This is a genomic window from Chryseobacterium sp. CH25 (assembly GCF_004119455.1).
Taxonomy (GTDB): Bacteria; Bacteroidota; Bacteroidia; order Flavobacteriales; family Weeksellaceae; genus Chryseobacterium.
The window spans coordinates 7,501-31,185 of the sequence record NZ_NRQT01000002.1; the positions used below are offsets into that span (position 1 = coordinate 7,501).

The 23,685-nt window shown below is 36.8% G+C and carries 15 protein-coding genes (1 of these 15 only partly in view); 4 read left to right on the forward strand and 11 right to left on the reverse strand.

Annotated features, from left to right (window positions below; translation table 11 throughout):
• Together BOQ64_RS05485 and BOQ64_RS05490 are read left to right on the forward strand one after the other, a co-directional pair.
• Positions 1 to 1,296, forward strand: the 3' end of a protein-coding gene (locus BOQ64_RS05485; protein ID WP_129054053.1) for a SusC/RagA family TonB-linked outer membrane protein. Its footprint begins 1,611 nt before the window's first position; the window shows 1,296 of its 2,907 coding nt (coding positions 1,612-2,907); its start codon lies beyond the left edge, outside the window; the stop codon is at positions 1,294 to 1,296.
• A gap of 16 nt (positions 1,297 to 1,312) precedes the next feature.
• Entirely contained in the window at positions 1,313 to 3,208 is a 1,896-nt protein-coding gene (locus BOQ64_RS05490) for a SusD/RagB family nutrient-binding outer membrane lipoprotein (protein ID WP_129054055.1), read from the forward strand.
• Between the two features lie 113 nt (positions 3,209 to 3,321).
• Here the strand turns inward: BOQ64_RS05490 and BOQ64_RS05495 are convergent, their stop codons facing one another.
• The 11 genes from BOQ64_RS05495 to BOQ64_RS05540 all read right to left on the reverse strand — a co-directional run bounded on the left by BOQ64_RS05495 (position 3,322) and on the right by BOQ64_RS05540 (position 18,748).
• Positions 3,322 to 3,894 carry a hypothetical protein gene (locus BOQ64_RS05495; RefSeq protein WP_228448222.1) on the reverse strand — a complete coding sequence of 191 codons (573 nt, stop codon included), beginning with the start codon at positions 3,892 to 3,894 and terminating at the stop codon, positions 3,322 to 3,324.
• A 16-nt stretch (positions 3,895 to 3,910) separates the two neighbouring features.
• Complete coding sequence (locus BOQ64_RS05500; protein ID WP_129054059.1) at positions 3,911 to 4,435, reverse strand: hypothetical protein; 525 nt, start codon at positions 4,433 to 4,435, stop codon at positions 3,911 to 3,913.
• A complete protein-coding gene (locus BOQ64_RS05505) occupies positions 4,432 to 7,182 on the reverse strand; it encodes a hypothetical protein (protein ID WP_129059655.1) in 2,751 nt (916 codons plus the stop codon). Before BOQ64_RS05505 ends, BOQ64_RS05500 begins: the two co-directional genes overlap by 4 nt.
• Positions 7,175 to 7,633 carry a WxL protein host-binding domain-containing protein gene (locus BOQ64_RS23720; protein ID WP_228448224.1) on the reverse strand — a complete coding sequence of 153 codons (459 nt, stop codon included), beginning with the start codon at positions 7,631 to 7,633 and terminating at the stop codon, positions 7,175 to 7,177. The genes BOQ64_RS05505 and BOQ64_RS23720 overlap by 8 nt, the downstream gene beginning before the upstream one ends.
• Complete coding sequence (locus BOQ64_RS23725) at positions 7,633 to 7,908, reverse strand: hypothetical protein (protein ID WP_228448226.1); 276 nt, start codon at positions 7,906 to 7,908, stop codon at positions 7,633 to 7,635. Before BOQ64_RS23725 ends, BOQ64_RS23720 begins: the two co-directional genes overlap by 1 nt.
• Positions 7,909 to 8,079: 171 nt before the next feature.
• Positions 8,080 to 8,658 (reverse strand): hypothetical protein, encoded by a 579-nt coding sequence (locus tag BOQ64_RS05515; RefSeq protein ID WP_129054061.1) that lies wholly within the window; start codon positions 8,656 to 8,658, stop codon positions 8,080 to 8,082.
• A 186-nt stretch (positions 8,659 to 8,844) separates the two neighbouring features.
• Positions 8,845 to 11,187 (reverse strand): phosphocholine-specific phospholipase C, encoded by a 2,343-nt coding sequence (locus tag BOQ64_RS05520; protein ID WP_129059656.1) that lies wholly within the window; start codon positions 11,185 to 11,187, stop codon positions 8,845 to 8,847.
• Positions 11,188 to 11,271: 84 nt separating this feature from the next.
• Positions 11,272 to 12,789 (reverse strand): SusD/RagB family nutrient-binding outer membrane lipoprotein, encoded by a 1,518-nt coding sequence (locus tag BOQ64_RS05525; RefSeq protein WP_129054063.1) that lies wholly within the window; start codon positions 12,787 to 12,789, stop codon positions 11,272 to 11,274.
• A 20-nt stretch (positions 12,790 to 12,809) separates the two neighbouring features.
• Positions 12,810 to 15,968 (reverse strand): SusC/RagA family TonB-linked outer membrane protein, encoded by a 3,159-nt coding sequence (locus BOQ64_RS05530; protein ID WP_129059657.1) that lies wholly within the window; start codon positions 15,966 to 15,968, stop codon positions 12,810 to 12,812.
• Between the two features lie 281 nt (positions 15,969 to 16,249).
• Positions 16,250 to 17,854 (reverse strand): autotransporter assembly complex protein TamA, encoded by a 1,605-nt coding sequence (locus BOQ64_RS05535; RefSeq protein ID WP_129054065.1) that lies wholly within the window; start codon positions 17,852 to 17,854, stop codon positions 16,250 to 16,252.
• A gap of 99 nt (positions 17,855 to 17,953) precedes the next feature.
• Positions 17,954 to 18,748 (reverse strand): SDR family oxidoreductase, encoded by a 795-nt coding sequence (locus tag BOQ64_RS05540; protein ID WP_129054067.1) that lies wholly within the window; start codon positions 18,746 to 18,748, stop codon positions 17,954 to 17,956.
• A gap of 404 nt (positions 18,749 to 19,152) precedes the next feature.
• Here BOQ64_RS05540 and BOQ64_RS05545 point away from each other — a divergent pair, with 404 nt between their 5' ends.
• Together BOQ64_RS05545 and BOQ64_RS05550 are read left to right on the forward strand one after the other, a co-directional pair.
• Complete coding sequence (locus BOQ64_RS05545) at positions 19,153 to 22,041, forward strand: SusC/RagA family TonB-linked outer membrane protein (RefSeq protein ID WP_129054069.1); 2,889 nt, start codon at positions 19,153 to 19,155, stop codon at positions 22,039 to 22,041.
• 25 nt (positions 22,042 to 22,066) lie between these two features.
• Positions 22,067 to 23,575 carry a RagB/SusD family nutrient uptake outer membrane protein gene (locus BOQ64_RS05550; RefSeq protein ID WP_129054071.1) on the forward strand — a complete coding sequence of 503 codons (1,509 nt, stop codon included), beginning with the start codon at positions 22,067 to 22,069 and terminating at the stop codon, positions 23,573 to 23,575.
• Positions 23,576 to 23,685: the final 110 nt, after the last annotated feature.

Sequence of the window (23,685 nt, forward strand, 5' to 3'; positions counted from 1 at the left end):
TTCAGGAATGACTGGTCTTCCACTTTAAATGTAGAAAACAGATCCTATTCTTATCCTGCTCTAAGTACATCTTTGGTTTTAACAGATATGTTACATAAACTAAATGGTACAACTTCTAAAGTATTAACGTTTGCAAAGCTTCGCGCTGCTTATGCAGTAACTGGTAACGGATTAAATCCTTATGAGTTATACAATACTTACAGACTTGCTGCTGATCCTACAGGACATGCAATTTTAAGTAGATTAAAAATTCTATATGATGCTGGGGTACAAGCTGAAAAATTAAAGAGTTTTGAAGTAGGGGCAGATCTTAAGTTCTTTAACAAAGTTTCTCTGGATGTAAGTTATTTTGTGAACACAGCAACAAAACAATTAATTAATCTACCTATGAATCCTCTTTCAGGGTATGAGAATATGAAAATTAATGGGGGGAAACTTCAAAATAGTGGAATTGAAGTGGTTTTGAACACTGATATTTTTAAAAATGAAAACTTTAACTGGAATGTAAATGCCAATTTTTCAAAATTAAAAAGTGAGATAAAAGAGATTTATGGCCCTCTTTCTAAATATCCTTTGGGCGGTTATGATAATGTTACATTTTTTGCTGAAGTAGGTAAACCTTATGGAGCTATTTATGGAACTAAATTTTTAAGAGTAGAAGATCCTAATAATCCTAATTTTGGAAAATTGATTGTAGGAGCAAACGGATTACCTCAGGCAACTCCCGATCAGTATTATTTAGGAGATCAAAATCCGAGAATGTTATTTGGACTTACCAATAGCTTTAGTTATAAAAATATTGGACTTTCTTTTCAGATTGATGGACGTATTGGTGGAAAATTTTATTCAGCAACACAATCGGCTTTGCAGAAAGTAGGCCTTGCATCTGATACGGCTCCTGGAGGAAGAAGAGATAATTTTGTTCTTGATGCAGTAGTACAGCAGCCTGGTGGTGGATATGCATCTAATACCAAGGAAATCACCCAACAGGATTATTGGGCAGCTGTAACAGTAGGAAATTTAGGTATTACAGAACAGAATATTTATGATGCAACCAATATCAGATTAAGAAATATTCAGGTATCCTATAGTTTTCCTAAAAGCCTGTTTCAAAAATTTGCCCTTCAAAGTGCAAAGGTTGCTTTCACAGCAAATAATGTATGGATGTTATATAGTAAAGCAAAAGGCATAGACCCTGAGTCCGTATTTGCTATCAACTCCAATGCTGTAGGGTTTGAAAATCTTTCATTTCCAACTACCAGATCTTATTTATTCACAATAACATTAGGCTTTTAATATCAATAATAATATTATGAAAAAGTATATTTTATCTTTCATAGCACTTGCTGCGGTTCTTGCTTCATGCAGCGATTTTGAAGACATGAATAATGACCCCTATGCTGTTGATATTAACAGTGCTGAACCGGAATATTTCTTAAACAATTCTATTTTGGGTGCCCAACAGGATCCCAATATTGCTGAACGTACCTTTGTTCTGTATTGGAAAACTGCATCAAGACAGCATCTGACAACAGGAATTGCAGGTGGGTCATACGATGATTCCTGGACCATAGAATATTGGAAAGGAATTTCAGAATGGCTGAATAATGCCAATGCAACTATTGATATCGTTAACGAAAAGAAAGCAATAGGACAGGGTAAACCTTACTATGATAATCTTACACAGGTAGCTAGAATCTGGAGAGCTTATTTAATGAGTGAATTCTCTGATAATTTTGGTCCACAGCCTATTCAGGCATTTAAAAAAGTAAATCCTGGCTTTAATTCTGAAAAAGAAGTGTACTATTTTATTTTAGATGAGCTGAAGGATGCAGCAGCTAAAATAGATGTCAGTCAGCCTGCTCCTTCCAATCCCAGTGCTTATGACATGGCCTATGGATTTAAATGGAGCCAATGGGTAAAGTATGCCAACTCCATGAGAATGAGAGTTGCTATGAGAATCTCAGAGGTAGATCCTGCAAAAGCAAAAGCTGAGTTTGAAAGTGCTGCCAATTCTAATATGTTCATCAGTACAAGTGATGATAATTTTAAGGTTAAAGAAGATACCGGCTGGAATCCTTTATCAGGAGTAATGTCCAGAGAATGGAACTCTCAGATTTTATCAGCTACACTTAATAATATGTATATCGGTTTAGGTGGGGTTAATTCTACAGATCAATTGCCGGCCGCACAGCATACCGCGGTAAAAGCTTCCGATTATATTGGAATAAAATATGATGAACAATTTTCTACAATGACGAATGATCCTAGTGCAGGATATTGGCTGGATGGACTTCCTAATAAAATAGATCCAAGAGCTTATAAAACATTTTATATTCCGGGAGATCTTACCAACCCGATTTATTCACTTTATCCTACCTATACCAGCCAGGCTACTACCAATAAAGGAGACCTTACTTTTGCCAACGGTTCTAAGGTTACAATTAATACCGTAAATACCTGGAATACCACAACAATAGGAAACTGGGGTGTAAAAGGTCAGAGAAACGGATTAAGAGGGGTTATCGGATGTATGCCGGCCTTAGGAAAACAATATAGAGAAGGTAAAAATTCCCGAATTTTCTTCGCAAGCTGGGAAACTTATTTTCTGATGGCAGAAGCTGCTTTAAAAGGCTGGTCTGTTCCTATGAGTGATTTAGCAGCCTATAATAAAGGAATTCAGGATAGTTTCGCATATAATGGAGTGTCTCAATTCTATACACAGTATATTGCTTCAACAGATTATAACCGTGACGGAACTTCTGTTGCCTATACGCATGTAACAGAGCCGGGAGCCAGCCATACTATGAACTATAAAGATCCTTCTACGGGTAATATGGTTTCTGTTGAAATTAAATATCCAGTAAATACGATTTACAAAAACGGTTCAGTGAGAAATGATAAGCTTACGAAAATCATTACTCAAAAATATATTGCCAATATGCCATGGCTTCCGTTGGAATCATGGAGTGATCAAAGAAGACTAGGGTTACCTTTCTTTGAAAATCCTGCGATAGAAACACCGTTGGTTAATTTACCCAATCTGAATTCAGGAAATTATATGACCAATTCTATTCAGAATTTCCCTCAAAGGTTAAGATATCCAAGTACCTTTAGAAATACAGATCAGGATGGGTATACGAAAGCCGTACAGCTACTGGGCGGACAAGATGCAGTACTTACCCCTCTTTGGTGGGCAAAACACTAAATTAAATACTGAATTTATTGTAAAAAAGAATCCTTTCCAAATTTTGGAAAGGATTCTTTTTTTAGAGTAGAGTCTTATTTCTCCAAACTTATTATTTTTAGTAATACGCTGCATCAATTCGCAACGATGGTGAAAACTACTCGTGCACTGTAAGTATTTGTTGGAACTGTTACAGAAACACCAGCCAGCTGCAATATTAAGTTGATATCTGCAAAAGTTACACTATTACCCAGTCCTAGAACACCACTAAAAGTAAAAGTGACAAAAGTTGTATCAGCGGTCTGGGATATTGGGATATAAGTAGTTCCACCATTAATAGAGGAAGTACAAAGAACACAGACTCCATGTATTGTTGTTGTTCCGCCGGTTCTTTTAGCAGAAAGAGTCAGAGCATTGTTCCAAGGGTTTGGGGTATAACGCATGGTCATCTTTGCTCCTGAACCTGAAAGAAGATTGAGGAAAGACCCTGGTAGTGTACCGGATAAAGTGATCTGATTACTGCCGTTACTAACGGAATTATCATAAGTTCCTGCATAATTACTCCCGGCTTCGGTGATAGCTGGTATAGTGGCTGTCCAGTTTCCGGATACATTTACAACCTGTGCATTCATACAGCTACCGATGAGTAAAAGGAAAATATATAAATGTCTTTTTATGCAGATTCTTCTGAAAAGATGGTGATTCATTCTCATGCTTCATTTTTTATTCTGTGATGGTATAAACAATGGTAAGGGTAGTACTGGCTTTGGTGGCTAAGTTGGCATAAGTATTGGGAACCAGGGAAATTGTAAGTCGGTGTCCATTATTGGCTCCGTTCCCAGTAAAAGCCCCACCAATTCCACTGATGATGGTAACCGGAGTGTTGGTTAGGGTAACTTGTGCCGAAGGCGTTCCTAATGTACCTCCTCCTGCTCCGGAAGCTGCTGCTGCCTGTAATTTGATATCTACTCCGGCAATGAGAGTACCGCTAATAGCTGCTGTAATTTTTCGGGTAAGTCCTCCGCTGGTAATAGCAGAAGTATAGTTAACCCATTTTGATGTATTGGGAGTTGGATTCGTAAGAGGGTTTCCAGCTTCGGTAGGTGCTGTAAAATTTAAAGTGATATTTCCTGTAGGTTCTATATCCATTAAAGTAACCACAGGTAAAGTTAAGGTAGCATTAGTTTGAGAATATAATGAACCGGACAAAATAAAAGATGCGAATAATAGGGTGCGTTTCAGAATCATTTCTTATTTTTTATTACATTATATCCTACTTTTAAGGATTCCTGCTGGTATTTAATTTCTATCTGTTGTTTTACGATCTGGATGTTGAGTTTCTTTATTTCCGAAGGCTGTAACGTAAACTGAAATTTATCGTTCAGAATTTTATAACGCTTATCAAGACCATTTCTATAAAGCTTAATGGTCCAGTCACCCGGTCGGAGATAAGTGAAATCAAAATCTTCTCCGATAAAACATACTTTACGATACGTCTGATCGTTACTAATTGCTTCTATAATGATGCTTTCTCTTTTATTTTTACCTTTTTTAGTCTGTAATGCATCAATATCTGTTTGATCTTTTTTCTCTGCTTCCGAAAGTTGAACCTTTCCCTGTACATTGGCTGCAGCAGTTAATCCGAAATTGAAAATATTTTCTTTGTTAAGGAGAGACATTGTAGCTGGAAAGCCAACTGTAGGAATATCGTTAATAGCTGTTGTTGAACGGTCTATCTCAAGGAAATAATTACCGGGGAGTACATTTTTAAAAATATAATTTCCATCTTTATCAGTAACGGATAGATAATTACCCAGCATTAATCTTATACCTTCTGTTTTTTTTATCCCAAGGTTACCAACATTTCCGGAGAGAGAAACGTATTCGGCAGTTCTCTGTACCGGAATATTGGGACGCCATGTATAGCGCATAGAAAATATAAAATCTTTATCTCCCAGCTGGCCTCTCTGTAATGAATATCTCCCTGAAAGATCTAGCTCATTTCCCGGAAATAGTTGTTGATGAAACAGAAGTTCAAATAAGTTTCTGTCTTTAAAATATTCTTCAGGAATATAATTGTTTTGATAAAAAAGACTTAAGCTGGTTTTATCAGAGAACTTACTGAAGACTCTTGCTCCATAATAAAGCTGTTTTTGGTTTTGAAGCTGATATCTGGAAGTAATCGCATAGCTACCAAAGAGACTAAAAGAGGTCTTAAACTTTTCAAATGAGAGATTGGCTGCATATAAACTGGAATGTCCATTAAATCCAGTCAGATAATTGTCTGTATTTCCAAACTGTCCTTCAAGATTAACCTGAAATATTCCGATACGCTGATCTATGCTTACTCTGAAGAAACGTTCATAATAATCAAACTGCTTAGGTTCTAAACGATCCTGATATTTCTGAAAACCATGGTTGATAATGATAGAACCATTGGACAGGTATTTATATTGGATCCCATACTGCAGATATTTTCTATAAGGAGCAGCCAGAAATAAAGTATCTCTCTGGAAATTTTTAGCATCCTGCATATAATTGGCGAGAACACTGATTTTTTTCGTCAGCCTGTATTGAAGATACCCGCTGAAAGTATTGGTATTGGTAAAATATCCTGCAAACTGAGGGCTTGCCTTCATGTAAGCTAAATTCCCATTGAATTTATTGAAATTTACCTCAGCCTGTGCCATATAAGCGGTTCCTTCAGCGTTTTTTGTTGTGCTGTAGGCAAATTCTCCGGAAAGATTGATGTGCTTTGAAATTTTAAACTTTCCTTTTGTGTAAGGAAGGTGAGCTTCAGCGTTTGCACTTATATTTCTAATGTCAGATTCTTCTTTCATGGGCATTTTGTACAGATACCCAACTGAAACTTCAGACTCTTTACGGATTTTGAGTGCGGTATAGATATTAAACTCATCTTTAATATCTCTGAAAAACCTTGGACGGTTATAAAAACCTCCCACACTTACTCTATTAAAATCATACCTGATTTCTGCACCACGGCCATATCTGGCAAACTCAGTTAAATATGATGAAGAGTAGGTTTTATCTCCTAAGTGTAGAAATAAATTATCCCTTTTATAGTTGATAAAATATTCTTCATACTGAGTAAAAGTGTTTAATTCAATAGGATTATGGGTTACAGCATGAAACTCAATCTGATTTTTATTTTCCTTATCCAATGAGCCTTTACCATAGATTTCGCCCTGAAAGCCATCATTGTATATTCCCATATTCTTCATTCCGATAAAGGATAATGAGGCAACAACCGGAAGTCTGTGATAAATATCCTGATTGGCAGGATGTACAGATATAACCTGGGTACTTATGTAAACCGTTTGATCCTCTTTGGGATTATCTTTTGAACTTACCGAAAGATTTAGGTTTTGAAATTCATTCTGTCCCAATTCAGGACTGGTAGCTTTATGTATGGTAATAATCTTTGACTCATTTGGACCCAGAGTGATGGAAGGATCATGATCTACAATCGCATTTTTACTTTGGAGAGTAAGGTTTTCAGTTACATTCCCATTATTTTTTAGAAGAAAAGAGGCACGTATCGTTTCTCCTGCTCTTGTAAACTCCGGAGACTCCAGGGCTGTAAGGGAAAGCTTTCTGTTTGCAGAAATTGTAATAGATGAAGTCTTTGTGGAAGCTAATCCACTAGAGCGGTCTGTAATATTTAATGTGATAGAGTATTCCCCTTGCGTAGCTTCTGCTGAAATACGTAAAGGAACGAGATATACCGAGCTTTCCTGTGATGAGATCTGAAATTCCCCTTTTTCTAAAATAGGGGTAATAAGCGGATTTGAAGTAGTAACTGAAATATCATATACTTTATTCTCAGAAGAATTGTTTTGCAGACTGAAGGGAATAGAAGTAGACATTCCCGGCATTAAGCTATCTTTTTTACTGACCAATCGGGTTGGCTGTTGTTGAGAAAAAGCTAATAACGGGAATAGTATAACAATAAATAATATCCAGGTTTTAATCATTTTTTACTTCTAGTTCCACATTGAGCGCAAATGCGTTCTCGTCTTCATCCGTTGCTATTACAGTTGCTTTGTACTGTGCAGGGGGTACTTTACTGATATCAATGTAAAAGGTTTTAGAAGTAGAAGGAAGTAATCCCATTTTTAAACTGGAAAAGGTTCCTATTTTTTCTCCTGTTTTACGGTTGTAAATCTCAATAGCTGTTGTGGGTTTACAGTAAAGATTTCCATTGTTGGCTATTGCTACTTTCACGGTTTGTTTTCCTTCTTCTTTCTCTACTTTGATATTTTCAAATCTAAGGTCCGGTTTGGCCTTTTCTGTATCATAATCTGTAATAACCTGAATAGCATATCGTATAACAGAGGTAATGCTTACTCCAGGTTGTTTGTCGCTTGGCTTTATATCTTCTACAGGTTCAACGATAATAACACTCCAATAGCTGCCAGGATCCATTACTTGATTAGGAACGGTAATCTCATACAGGACTTCCGTCTTTTCTTTACCCTTAAAGTAACCAGATTGGTGTTGAATTTTATCCAGTCTCCATTAGTCCTCTTTTGGGTGTGCAATTCCGTGTAATTAATTGTTCCGTCTGCATGATAAGTAAAATCCTGTAAAAATAATTTTACAGTTTGTGGGGTGCTTCCCGTATTTTCAATCGCTACCTTTCCTTTATAAACTTTTCCGTTTTCTATTTTGTAGGAATGCGTAAGCCCATTCAGAACCACAATGCCGGCATGTAAAAACTGAACTGCAAAATCAGAGTGATTAAAAGAAGAATACGCTTTATCATCATATAAAGTTTATAGGTTTATTATTTATAATATAAAAACAGGAAGAAACTGGGATACAATTTCTTCTTGTTTTTGAAATGCAAAATTGAATTTTATTGAAAAATTCTAGTTATCTGATATTGTGTAAGTAACGGTAGCTACAGTAGTGGCAGTTGCCTGTAAGTCTGCATAAGCAGCTACACCACCAGGTCCGCTTCCTGCAGCAAGTGCATAAGTAAGATTATGTCCGTTATTAGTACCATTGCCTGTATAAGCACTTCCGATACCGGAAATAATCGTCTGGTCAGCAGCACTTAATGTTAAAAGACCTGCAGATGTTCCTAACGTACCAGCTCCAGAGCCTGTTGCAGCTGCAGCAGTTACATGGATGTCTACTCCCGGAATAATAGCATTAACTTTTACACTTACATTACGGGTAGGATCTGCTACTGATTTGATAGAAGAATAATTAAGCCATAAAGTTGTATTAGCCGCACTAGGTAGAATAGGGTTTCCAGCTTCTGTAGGAGCTGTAAATCCTAATGTAATATTTTTTGTAGCGGCAGGTTCAATGTCTACCAGGGCAACCTCAGGGATCGAAATAGTGATCGTATGGTTGTCCGTATTGGTATCCTGTGCATTCAGATTTCCGCATATGGCTGCTGCAAATAAAGACATTGCAACCGTTAATTTTAATTTATTCATGATCTTAATATTAGTAGAGTGAAAATAATAAAAATCAACAAACTATGAAATAAATATATGATAATTTTTATATTGATGACTATTTTGCTTTCGTAATGGATTTTTTTTGAAAAATATTTCACTTTTCGGCCAAAAAAAATCCCATACGTTTGTACAGGATTTATCATGTTTTATAGAAGAAAAGTCTTATGCCCAATGTGGATCTGAAACAGAAACCTTTCCTGTTTCTATTCTTCCTGCAAAATGCCAACTTTGCTCACCAGATGTTACAATGATATCATACCAGCCTTTGAATGGAGCTACGTTGATCACTATTTTCTCTTCCGGTTTCTGAATACTTATTGTTTTCTTACTTTTTTCATACCCGTTTTCAAGGGTAATATTTCCTTTTTTACCATTTTTAATAATGATCTCAACCTCATTTTTTGAAGTATTATTAATTAAAATAACTTCTGTGGTTGAAATACTGTTCCCTTTAAACTTTCGGAAAAAACCATTAGGACCAAAAACTTCATAATCATACATTCCTGATTGGGTTGCCGGATGAGACAGTTCCTTTCCGGAGTATAGAGCATAAGAAAAATAATAATTATTTCCGTTCAGTTGAGTTCTGTCATAAAGATGAAGCGGAACACCATTCTCTTTTAGATTGGTCATTTTAATTTTCCCGCCTTCCATATTCACAAGGAAGTTGTAAGGCAGAGGATTGGAAGGCTTCATTCCTTTTTCCTGAATTTCAAGCAAATCATTTTTCAATTCACCTTCAGTGTACCATTTTAATTGAGGAACAGGTTTATTTTTAGCTGCGTTGATGGTTTTGGCATAATCCTTCTGATCCAGATAATTCATTTGAGGAACTTTGATATTGGATGCGTTAAAAGCTGAAGTAAGATCTCCGCAGATTGCCCTTCTCCATTCACTGATATTATCTACATGAACATTCTTATTGAATTTCTTCATGATAAATTTCTCAAGGAACTGTAGTACAGAAGTATGGTCTGAAACTTCAGAATTTACAAAACCACCTTTCGTCCATGGCGAAGCAATGATCATGGGAACTCTATAACCTAATCCTACTGTTCCTTCTGCTTTTTCATAATCTTTTAAAGTAGGATCAGACATATATTCCTGATCTTTGCTTACATATTCCACACCGCTTTTTCCATTAATATCAACCGGCTGGCTTGGATTCAATGGCGGAGCAAAAGGAATGACGTGATCAAAATACCCATCATTTTCATCATAATTGATAATAAAAATCGTTTTTTTCCACATTTCAGGATCTTTGGTCAGGATATTCAGAACCTCAGAAATATACCAGGCACCATACCAGGGAGATCCGGGGTGATCTGAGAAATGCTCCGGAGCTACCAGCCAGGAAACCAATGGGAGTTTTTTCTCTTCCACATCTTTACGGAACTGGAATAATACATCCCCTTTCGGAACAACCAGTCTTTCTCCGTGTTCATCTTTCCCAATTTCCAGATTGTGATAATCAGGATCATTGGAATTGGTTGTAAAAGCTTTTTCGTGGAGATTTTTTTCCATTGGAGAAAGCTTTGCGTAATTATCCGGGTGGTATTTCACCTCATCTTCCTGAAGCTCTGTAATAATGGCTTCAAGTCTCTTTTTCTGCTCAGGCTTTTTCAGGATTTCCTGTTTCAATGAAGCAATCATTTTAGGAATATGTTCATAATATCCTTTTGAAAACTTCACATTATATTTTGAAAACCATTCAATTGGATTATCTGTAAAGTTACTCAGCCATGCCTCCTGCTCTCCGGATAATCCTTTAGGAAGGCTGATTTCATTCTGATAAATACGCCATGAAACATTCTGTTCTTCTAAAATTTCCGGGAAGCTTTTCCATTTAGCCTGTCTGGCTTTATCATAATCAATATCATCATTTACTACATTCGCTTTTGATTTACCGTTTTGCTGTTCCCTCAAAGTTCCGGACCAATGGAAAAGTCTGTTCGGAGTAGTTCCCGTCATGGAAGAACAAAAATATTGGTCAAATATGGTAAAGGCATCTGCAAGCTGATAGTAGAACGGAAGATCCTCACGGTTATAATACCCTAATGTAAGCGGAATGTTTTTATAATTTTCGTTACCTGAAGCTTTTGCCTGAAGCCACTGGTCGTACTTTCCTTTATTGAAAGCCTGCTGCTGATTTTCCCAGGAATGCGGAAGGGAACTCATCCAGGTTGATTTGGTATTTCTCAGATCCAGACGGGCGGGAGCAGCATATTTTCCGGATTTCTCTTTCTGAAAAAAAGCAGAATGCCCGTCCTGTTTAATAAAAGTTCTTTTATCAAGAAACCCACGAACTCCTTTGAGAGCTCCAAAAGCATGATCAAAAGAACGGTTTTCCTGCATCAGAATAACCACATGTTCTGCATCATAAAAAGTAGACTGTGCAGCCGGATCTATAGCCAAAGCCTTTAGGATAGCTGGATGTAAAACACTTGAAGTGCCCAATCCTGCTAATAAAATACTTGATTTTTCTAAAAATTCTCTTCTGTTCATGATCAATCGTAATAAAGAAAGAAACCGCAAGTTAATAGGATTTTCCTGCGATTTCTTTGTTAGGTATAAAAATAAGTCAGATTTCTATTGTAACCACCAAGGTTTGGAATTAATATCATCATTCCCGCCATACTGAGCGGTAAGAGCTGACTTTAAATTGGTGCTGTTGTAATTGTATTCAGATTGAGGATACCTGAATCTGAATGGAGCTGGCACGCCAGGTTTTAAAGGATAATTAGGATATCCTGTTCTTAAATAATCATAATAAGAAGTCCATTGTGACTGGTGGAACATAGTCATATACTTTTGAGTGATAATTTTTTCCACCTGTTCCTGTAATGGAGCTGCGTTATTGTACACTACTAATGGTGTTGCCAGATACTGATTTACATCAAAGCCTGTAAAATACTGTCCCGGATTTTTTACATAGGTCTGATAAAAACTGAAACTAGCCTTAATCGCATTATCATAATGAGTCTTTGCAGATCCCGAAATCCATCCTCTTGCAGTTGCTTCAGCCAGAATAAATTCAAGTTCTGAATAGCTTAACACTGAAGAAGGCTCATTGGTAGGGTCTTTATAAAAACGGTCGTTTACCTTAGATATATTTTTTGCTGTAATTAATTTAGCATTTTCAGAATAGGCAGAAACAGGATCTCCGCCATTGTAACCTGTAAAGTCTGTAATGGCTTTTCCAGCTTCTTTAGCTCCGGTAGTCTGAGAGGCAAATGTGAATAAACGTGGATCTTTTCTGTCTTTAAACATATTAATGAAATAGTCTGCCATATACAAACTTGATCCATATCCACTGTTGTTGAACATAGAATATCGGCTGTCTGCAGCATCTGCAAACTTAAGCTCACCGTTGTCTGATATAGAAGTCATCAAAGGCTGGCTTCCTGCAATAGATGCAAATTCCGTTGCAATATTGTAGCTTCCGACTGTTGTTTTTTTAGATAAGGTGATGAGAATTTTCAGACGGAATGAGTTGATTAATTTTTTCCATTTCGCTGCATCTCCGTTGAAAACAATATCACCTTCAATTTTATCATTGGTATTAATCAGATCATTGGCTTCTTTTAGTTCCGATAAAATTCCGGCCATTACGATATCCTGACTGTCATACTTAGGCTGTGTAATGCCAGATTCACCTTTTACAGCTTCAGTATAAGGAATACTTCCCACTCTTAAACTGGTAGTAAAGAAGTGATAAGCTCTTAAGAATTTACCGATTGCTATATAATTTTTATTCTTGATCTTCTCTGCTTCCTGCATCATTTTTGTGGTATTCAAGAGAGCTTTAGTATAGATCTCAAAGGAAGCATCATTCCACTTCATGTACTGGTATTTATTTTCCCCATCGGTACCAATCATCATTCTGGATGCATACATATTATCACCATCCACCTGAAAAGTAGATCTTGATACATAGGTTAAAAGATATTTGGGATCAATGCTGGCCTGGTCATTAGGGTTCTCATTGATTTTATCAAGGTTGGATTCACAGGAAGCGAAGGTTAACAGTCCTGCTGCAAATACTGATTTAATCAGCCATTTAGCTGTTTTGCCTTTCAACCCATTCTTATGTATATTATTTTTCATTGTATTGACGTACTTTTTAATTAAAACTTAAGATTAAATCCGACCCCGAACCATCTGCTTGAAGGATCCTGAATATCATTGGTGATATCATCTGTTCTGCCTGTTTTGATCTGGAAATCAGGATCTGAATAAAGGTTTTTAGATTTTTTCCACATCGCCAGATTATAAGCAGAGATATTGGCAGTAAATCCTTTAATCATTCCTTTTGGATTCAGTAAAGAAGAGAAATCGTATTCCAGAACTACAGACCTTAGCTTGATAAAAGTTCTGTCGAAAACATTAGCGAACTCTTCACTTTCATCCTGGGTTACCCTGGCCTGATACGGATAGTTCTGTGCCCAATCCTGGAAATTGATAGGTGTAGTATGCTGAGTATACTTGCCTGTTGCCGGATCATAGTTTACCCCGTTCGGTACAAAGTAATAGGTTCCCGGGTTAGCATATTCACGATCTCTGTAAGCAACGGAATTCGGATGTTTTCCGCCCCACCACATTTTCTCAACTACCTGAGATCTCATGATTCCCCCGATGCTTCCGTCGATTCCGATGTTTAAGGATACTTTTTTATACTTGAAGGTATTGTTGAAACCAAAAGTCCAGTCCGGATTGAAATGCCCTAAATTACTTTGCGTGTTGGCTCTTGTCGGCATACCGGATTTAGCATCCAGAATTACCTGTCCGTTTGGAGATTTTTGCCATGTGTAATCATAATAACTGTCCATTCTTTCTCCAAGCTTAATATTTTTATAATTAGGCATGTTATTATAGATAGAAGTCAGTTTTTGTTCATAAGTACTCCAGTTGATTAATGTTCTCCATGTGAAGTTACTGGTCTTTATCGGAACAATTCCCAGGGAAATTTCAAAACCTTTTGTGGTGTATTCATTACCATTCACATATTGGGAGATGAACCCTGAAGATTCAGCACTTGGAAACTCCAGAATGTTGTTATAATCCAGTGTTCTGAAGTAAGTGGCGTCTAAAGTAACTCTGTTATTAAATAATCCGGCACTTAACCCCAATTCATAAGACTTAGTCTGTTCAGGTTTTAAAGTATTCTCAACATTTAAAGTGGTAGGATATAAATAAGTTGGGTTACCATTGAAGCTAATTCCTTTATTATTTGAGTAATAATTTCTGATAGAATAAGGCTGGAAATCATAAGCCACTTTTGCCCATGAAGCAGAAAGCTTTAACATATTAACAGCCTCCGGCATCTTTACCAGATTAGAAATCACAGCACTGATGGATGCAGAAGGGTAGAAGTAAGATCTGTTGGCTTTCGGTAAAGTAGAAGACCAGTCATTACGTCCGGAAATATTGATGAAGAAAGCATTGTATAGCCCGATATCAATCGTAGAATAAGCACTGTAGATCAGTTTTTCTTTCAGGTAGCTGAAATTTTTAAGTGCTCCGATAGAGTTTTCAAAAGTATAGATTTCCGGAATTTTTAAACCATCTGTAGATCTTTCATTCCTGTTATTCTTATAATAAAAAGCTGAACCTCCGGCATTAATAGTGAAATCAAAATTATCAGATATTTTCTTTTTATAAGTGGCCAGTACATCATAGTTCAGGTTCCATGTTTTCATATCATTCAGAATATATCCACCACTTCTTGGGGCACTGTAATTGAAATAAGAATAAGGACTGAATATTTCCGATTTGCTATGATTCTCAATAATGGAAATTTTTCCTTTTACCGAAAAATCTTTTGTAGCCTTATACTCTAATCCGGTTTGTGCATTAATAATATTGGTTCTGTTCTGATTTTTATAATACTCAGCACCGAACCATGGGTTATTGTACCATGCATAATTCCAGTTAGCCTGTGCTACACCCTCTTTTCCGGGAATCCACATGTGATTTCTCAGGGCTTTTCCATCTACATCGGCACCCATCCAGATCAGAATAGTATACATGTGGCCGCTTGGATTGTATTCGTAATTGGGTACGTTAGGAGTAAAAGTCTGGTTGAAATTAAATTTAGTATCAAAGATGAACTTGTCTCCCAGGTGATTTTCAGAAGAGAAGTTGATCCCGTATCTCTGAAGATAAGAGTTGGGAACCCTGTCATCGTAATTCATGAAGTTTCCTGAAAACCTGTATATATCTTTATTATTTCTATAGCTGATTGCGAAGTTATTATTATTGATAATGGCAGGTTTTAAGAAAGTATCCAGGTTGTCGTGGTATTTCCAGTCAATCGGAACCCTTTCATATCTTGACTTGTCATTATATTGTGTACCTGTTACGGCTCCATACCAGGGAATAACCTGTCCGGTTGTTTTATCTCTGATCGGGCTGTTCCATTGGGCTATTTTTAATCCGGGAACAAATTTCGGCCCCCAAATCATATCTCCGTCATTCACTCCACCATCAGCTCCGTCCCAGAATTCATATTTCCCCTGAGAACCATTCCCGTATTCAGTCTGGGTTTTTGGAAGATTGGTAAATCCACCTGTAATCATGGTGTTTTGAGAAAATTCTACAGAGAATCCTTTTTTCTTAGCGCTTTTTGTGGTAATCAGAATCGCTCCGTACCGTCCTCTTGAACCATACAATGCAGAAGCGGTTGCTCCTTTCAGTACGTTGATGTTTTCTATATTGTTGGGATCTAAGTTCTGGAAAACCTCTTTTTCTACGATCACTCCATCAATCACAAATACCAGATTGGAATTTCCTCTTAAGGTAAACTGAGGAGCCTGCTGCATTCCTGTTGGGTTGGAAACATTCAGACCCGCTACCTGTCCTGAGAATAAATTACCGATACTTGGAGTGGTAATAGTTTCAAACTGTTTGGTTCCTACTTCCTGCGTAGAATATCCAATCTTTTCCTTTTTCTTGGCGATTCCCAGAGCGGTAATAACAACCCCTTCAATCTGTTTTTCATTGGTTTTCTTTAGCACAATGGAATACTGTTTTTTTGAGGAAACTTCCACAGTATACACAGAAAAATCAGGAGAAAAGAATTCCAGGATATCTTTTGGGTTAGCTGAAATGGTAAAATTCCCATTTTCATCTGTTGTAGCGGTTTTTCCGGTGTTTTTGTCGGTAATATTTACCCCTGAAACACTGGTGCCATTTTCAGATTTTACATTTCCGGAAACAGCAATCTCCTGAGCTGTAATGTATAAGGGAAGTAAAAAAACTGCAAACGTAGCTAAAGTTTTCTTCATTTTTTTTGAATGCAAATTTAGCCGGGTATTATTACGTAAATTTTAAGTTCATATTAAAATAAAAATACGATTTATGTATTTTTTAACATAAATAATTAACAGAATGGTAAAATGGAAGTTTGTCTTTATGTAGGCACTTTTGTTTTATTATATAGGGCGGGAAGCGGGAAGTCAGAAGCTGGGAATGATTGAAGTTAAAAAAATAACTGGAACATATTCTAGTAGCTTTTAATCACAGGGTTACTACTTAAAATAGTAACTTAAAGCAGCATCCTTTCTCTTTAAAATCTACTCAGAATTCCCCAGTGAATCTTGATGTCATTGAACTTAAACGGATTTCCAAACTCGTTACCATTCGACAGCTGGAAGCTCATCAACCCGATTGGAATGAAGAAATTGAAACCAAGTCCCACACTGTAGAGTTTGGGTTTCACATTCAGTGATTTATTATTGAGCTGTCCGTATTGGCCAAATAGATCGAAGAATGCCTGATTACCGATGAGGTACCGGTATTCCAGACTTCCGTAATAATAAAAGTCGGCTGCCAGAGAGTTTTCATTAAACCCCCGCATGGAGTTCCAGCCTCCAAAACGGTAAAGTTCGTTAGCGGAAAATTCAATTTTAGAATCCATCATGGCTCCTTCTCCCTTGATATTGAGGAAATGGTTCCCTGAAATATGGTAATTATGCTCTCCGGAGAAATAAAACTGGTTTTGGGCTGCTTTTATATTTCCTTTGGTATACGTTGTTGTTAAATAATCGTATCCCGCATTGATCCTTGTTTTGTACATAAAAAGATCAATATCGGTAGGCTCAGTCATTTCAAACCAGATCCCGATCCCTTTTTTGTTGTAATCTTTTCCGATAGCATACAGGGAATCTATAACAGTTGAGGTTTCCAGAGTGGCGCGGAGACCAATTTTGTTACGGTTATTGATATGGTAATAAAATGCAGGAAGGAATTTTACATTGGCAAACGTAGAGTCCTGTCTGTAGATATTTACCTTTGTATTCATCCCTACATTGGATTTGAACAGATAAGGAATGTCTACCTGAAGATCAAAATTCTGTCCCTTATCAGGATTTCTCTGCCAGTATAAATTAATCGTCTCAAAACCATTGAACATATTTCTGAAATTCACATTCATGGTACCATTTAAAGTGAACTTATCCGTTTTATCATTTCCAAAACCAATAACTCCATCAAAGGTATTGGTCTTTTTCTTCTGTAAAAACAGATAGATATTGGTAGAATCTTTGGTGAATAAAGTTTGTGGCTGCCGGTCAAGCATCACGAAAGGATGGCTTTGAAAATTTTTATTGATGGCCAGCAGGTTCTTTTCATCATAGTTCTTTCCTTTAAATTCTTTTTCAAGGTTTTTGATGAATCTTTTGGGAACCCTATCATATCCTTTGATGACAAAACCGTTGATCGTTCTTTTATCATTTTTGTTGATGTCAAGTTCTATGACAGGAAATCCGTTTTTCTGCCCTTTGTATTTTGATTTTATTCTGCTGAAAGAATATCCGTCATCAATATAACTTTTATTGATGCTTTTCTTGGTGGAATCTAAATTTTTCGTAAAAAAATCCTTCTGAACTTTCAGTTTCTGAACAATGGAATCGGAAAGATTCACATAGGTTTCATTAAAATTTTTCCCTTTGTCAAAGAAAATTTCTGTGCTGTCACCTTTTACTTTTACGTCTTTCAGCTGAGTGAAAAAATAATTATTCTGAGCCAGAGAATCCAGGAATTTTACAGCAGAAGTTGAATCCTTTACCTTTTTTCTAACCTTAGTCTCAGTATCAATCAGCCAATACTGTTTTTTCTGCGCTTGTGTAAAAACGCAGAACAGAACAAAAAATATTTTAAAAAATAACTTCAATAGGTGATTCCGAATATAAGTTGAAGGCTCATGAAAAATACAAAAGATTTTTCACTGCACTGCATTCCGTTCAGAATGACAATGCATTCTATCAATCAACTAATTTTTATCCAGTTTATTATATTTCTTCATTAAATTCTCGTAAGTTCCCTGAGGAAGAATCCATTTCAAAGGTACTCCGATTTTCTGCCCGAATTTACCAAAATAATAATGAGCTTTCCATTTATTCTTTCCTAAAAGTTTTTCAATGTATTCTGCCACTTCCAAAGGCTCTGTTCCTTCATCTACATGAGAATTCATTAAAGCGTACACTTTATCAAAAACATTTTTATATGGCTGAGAGACCTGTGCAATCACTCTGTTATCTGCAATATTGGTTTTAATATCACCTAAATGCAGTGAACATACCTCAATATTCCAGGGATACACTTCATATCTCATAGCTTCCGTTACTTTGTCCAAAGCAGATTTTGAAGCAGAGTAAAACCCACGGAACGGTAAGCCCATTTCACTCCCAATACTGGATACATTGATGATTTTTCCGAATTTTTGAGTCCTCATCGTTGGAAGAACTGCGCTCATCATCTGAACTGGGCCAGCCAGATTAAGACTGAAAAGTTTAAGGATATCTTCCTTGGTAGAATCTTCCACTGCTCCTACCATTCCCATTCCGGCATTGTTGATAAGAACATCAATTCTGGTTTCGGTTTTCAGGACCTCAGCAATGGCATTCTGAACAGCAGAGTTGTCTGTAACATCTGTAGGGATGGACGTGAAATATTGACTTTCTGTATGTTTTCGGCTTAAACCATATACTTTGTGCCCTTTTTTACCGAAGTATTCGGCCAAAGCAAATCCAATTCCTGATGAGGTTCCTGTAATGATAATGGTCATTTAATTCGTGAGATTTTTATTGTTTTCATTTTTCTAACTCCGTTCATAATTTGTTTTTGATTATTCACGAGGAAGGAAAATCTATTTTCAGCAAATGTAAAAAAAGAAAAGGGAAGTCTGCCATTTATTAGTCTGGAATACTTCAGTAGAAAAAAGGAAATCGGTCACTTTACACCTGTTTATTGTCTCCGATGGAGTTATAAACTTAAAATAAAGTTAATATCACTTTTGTACACAATACTAACGGAATAATTATTTTATTCATTTTATAGTATTGAAAAATTGTGGATAAAAAGAATCCAGTAGAGGTGAAAAACCAAAATTTCTTAATAAAAACATAAGGAAACCTTAATGTAACGGGGGGGAAGGCTGTTCTAATTTTGCGTCTAATTAAAAAGGATGTCATGAATGTATTTAAAATCCCTGTCTCAGTAACATACTTAACGGGTAGGGTATTACTTATTGGTGCAATTTCAGCTTCGCCGATGTTCCTCTCTCAAAAAAAAGACAGTTTAAAAGAAAAATCCATTGACGAGATTGTTGTTGTTGGATACGGAACACAGAAGAAAAGTAAAGTTTCCGGTGCTGTTACGGAGGCTTCATTGGACAAGCTTACTTCCAGATCTTTATCCGGAGTAGGAGAAGTTCTTCAGGGAAAAGCTCCCGGAGTAACTGTTGTGAATGAAGGTGGAGATCCCAATGGTTCACCTAAAGTAAATATCCGTGGTTTAGGAGGTATTAACGGAGAAACACCTCTTTATGTAGTAGACGGAGTGGTTTTTAACGGAACCCCATCCATTAACCCGAATGATATTCAGGATATCTCTGTTCTTAAAGATGCTGCTGCTGCCATTTATGGAGCAAGGTCTTCAGGAGGGGTTATTCTTATTACCACTAAAAGAGGGAAAAAAGGAGCTCTTACGGTAGATTTTGATGTGAAATACGGAATTAACCAGGCATGGAGACTGAAAGAGTCTTTAAATGCTGCTGAATTTCAGGATGTAATGTACCAGGCATTCAACAATGCTGGTAAGCTTTCAAGTTTACCGAAGGCATTCAATCCTACTCTGTATCCGGACGGAAGAATGACCAGAACAGATTGGATGAAGGAAATCTTCAGAACAGGAACTATTCAGGAGTATAATATGAATCTTAGTGGTGGAAATGAGAAGTCCCGATATTTTGTAGGGATGAATCACAGAAACCTGGAAGGAATTCTTTTAAATACACAGGCAAAACGCTATAATTTCAGAGTTAATTCTGAACATAAAATAAAAGACTGGTTAACGATTGGAGAAAATATGTATTACAATTACTCAGATGGTAATACTGCAGATACCAAGAGCGGATATACTGGAGCCGTAGTAGCTGCAATGTATTATCCACCCAATGTACCTGTTTATACTCCATCCGGCGCTTTTTCAGGATTACCGATTGATGTAGCGGGAGGATATGGAGATATGATTAACCCGGTTGCTTATCTTAAAAGAATCAACTTGAGAAACCCTACTCATGAGATTTTGATCAATCCTTATGCAGAGATTACTTTAGCAAAAGATTTAAAATTCAGGTCTAATTTTTCACAAACCTTTAAACTGGGAAATGTAAAGAACTTTACGTACAGGGTTCTTGAGATCGGGAAGATTTTTGATACCAATAATCTGGAATATCAGTCTAATAATTCCTCTACCGCTCTTGCCGAGCAGCTCCTTACTTATAAAATTGCAGCTGGTAAACACAATTTTGATTTCCTGGGTGGTTTTACTTTCCAGAAAACGATTGAAGAAGGATTCCTGGCAAAATCTTACGATTTCAGAAGTGAAGCAGAAGTCTTCCAACACCTACAAAATGCAGCAGATACGAATAAGGAAGTATCCAGTTATAAATACAGACAGGCATTGGTATCTTATCTGGCAAGAGTAAACTATGATTATGCCGGTAAATATATTGTGAGTGTATTGGGAAGAAGAGATGGTTCTTCTTTGGTAGCTAAACAGAACCGTTTTGCTAATTATTATGCACTTTCCGGAGCATGGGTCGTTTCTAAAGAAAGTTTCATGCAGGATATTTCATGGCTTTCAAGTTTGAAATTAAGAGGAAGTTATGGTATTCTGGGGAACTTAGGCGGTATTTCTCCACAGGCGGTAAATCCTTTAATGACCAGAGAAAATAATATTATTTTCGGACAGAATCCTTCTCAGAATATTGCTTACTACGCCACCACGCGTCCTAACCCGGATTTGAAATGGGGAAAATCTGAACAAACCAACTTTGGGGTGGATGCTTCATTCCTGCACAACAGCCTTTCTTTACAGTTTGATTACTTTGTGAAAAATTCCAAAGATCAGATCTTTAATGTAAGCTTACCAAGTACGTCTACTTACAATAATCAGTATGTAAATGCCGGATTATTTCAGGACAAAGGATATGAATTGGGAATCAATTATAACGGTAAAAAATCAGGAGATTTCACTTATTCCATCGGAGCAACTTTTAGTCAACTAAAAAATACGGTGAATCAGTTAGCTGGTGTAGATGAGATATTTATCAATGACAATGGAGTGAGAGGAGTATTGAAACCAACCCGTGTAAAGATCGGGGACCCTCTTTATTCTTTCTATGGATATAAAACAGACGGTATATTTCAGTCTGAAGCAGAAATTAAAAACTATAAAGACGCAAACGGGCAGCTTATCCAACCGAATGCTAAACCGGGAGATATTAAATTTCTGAAAAAAGAAGGAAATACAGGAACTCTTAATAACAATGATTTTGTAAATCTGGGAAGCCCTTATCCTAAATTCTCTTATGGATTTTCTTATAATATGACCTGGAAAAACTTTGACCTGAATGTATTCTTCCAGGGAGTATACGGAAATAAGATTTTCAACGGATTGAAGTTTATTACGCTGAACCCAGGTGGAACAGGGCAGAACTACAACATGGAAAAAGATATCCTTAACGCATGGACGCCTCAAAATACCAATACCAATATTCCAAGAGTGGTTCAGGGTGATCCGTCCGGAAATTACTCCAAGGTATCAGACTTCTATGTGGAAGACGGTTCTTACTTAAGACTTAAAAACCTTACGATTGGATATTCATTACCACAGGAACTTTACAGAAAACTGGATGTGAATAAAGTGAGAATCTATATAACGACTAACAACTTATTCACCATTACAAAATATACAGGTTTTGATCCTGAAGTGGGAATGAATTCTTACGGTGTAGATACTGGAAGATATCCTCAGGCCCGTTCATTCATATTCGGAGTGGAAATCGGTTTATAATTTACAATCAACAAAAAGTTAAAAAATGAAATTTTTCAATAAAATATTTTTAATATCAGGAATATCCGCAATGCTTTTGTCATGTACAGGAGAACTGGATGTTCAGCCCGAAGGAACGCCTACGGAAGCCAGCTTCTGGAAAACAGAAAATGACCTTATTACAGGAGCTAATGCCATGTATAAACCATTGTTTGATAGTGAGTTTTATGGAAGAGGACTTTTTTGGTTCATCAATGCAAGTGATGATATGGTAACCGGAAGAAACAGAGGGGAAGCAGATAACGCGAAAAACTTCAGCAGCAACTATATCGCATCCGGTGATCTTGAAACCCAATGGAATAAAAGATACAATGTAATTGGGGTGGCCAATCGTGTGATCCGTAATATTGATAATATTCAGACCTCTCAAGCGGTTAAAAATAAATATTTGGGTGAAGCTCTATTCATGAGCAGCAGAATGTATTTTGAATTAGCTTCTAACTATGGTAATGAAAAAGCAGGAATTCCTATTATAGACCGTACTAAAGAACCGGATCCAAACCCTATTCCAAGGACTGCTAATGTTAAAATGAATTATGATTACATCGTATCAGACCTGAAAAAAGCAGCCGAATTATTACCAAGTCAGGCAGAACTTCCTGCAAGTGATTATGGTAGGCCTCACAAAGCAGCAGCTTGGGCATTGTTGGCAAAAGTATACCTGTTTATGAAGGATTGGGATAATGCTGCATTCTGGGCCAATGAAGTAATGACGAAAGGAAACAGAACTCTTCTGGGAAATTTTGCAGACGTTTTTAAAGCAGAAAATAACTACAGTACAGAATATATCTGGTCTGTTCCAGGTACAACCAAATTTACAGGATGGGGAAGTATTCTTCCTGGTGTAATGCTTGAAAATAAAGGATGGGGAGAATATAATGGCTGGGGATATTTCCAGCCTACAAAAGAATTGTATGATGAATATGAGGCTGGAGACCTTAGGAGAAGTGTAACCATTCTTAAAGAAGGAGATCAGTTTACCTTTAATGGAACAACAAGAACTTATACTACACCCAACTCAGTTACAAAAGCTCAGTTTAATAAATATATGGATGCCTTCAAATACTCATTAAAAGAAGGACATGTAAATTCCAACGGAGATTATCCCTGTACAGACCTTGCAGTCCCGATTATGCGTTATGCTGAGGTAATTCTTATCAAAGCAGAAGCTTTATTGATGAAAGGACAGTCTGCAGATACCGAAATTAACATGATCAGAAAACGAGCAGGCTTAGCTCCAAAAACAGGCTGTACATTGGCTGATCTGAAACATGAAAGACGTTGTGAATTAGCTGGTGAATGGGCAGACAGACACAGAGATCTTGTACGTTGGGGAGATGCACAGGCAACATACGCCAAACCTCTTCACGGAATGGAAGGAAATGTGGTTTGGGCCCCAAGAAACTTCAATCCGGCTGTTCATAATGTTTGGGCAGTTCCGCAGGTGGAGATTGTAAACAGCCACGGTGTTATTAAGCAAAACGAAGGTTGGTAAAATTATAACCATGTCACTATATGCTATATCATTGCAGGAATTCTGTAATGATATAGTCTTTTTAAAAGGGTAGGTAGAATGCAATTCTATCAATCTATACAATAATAAAA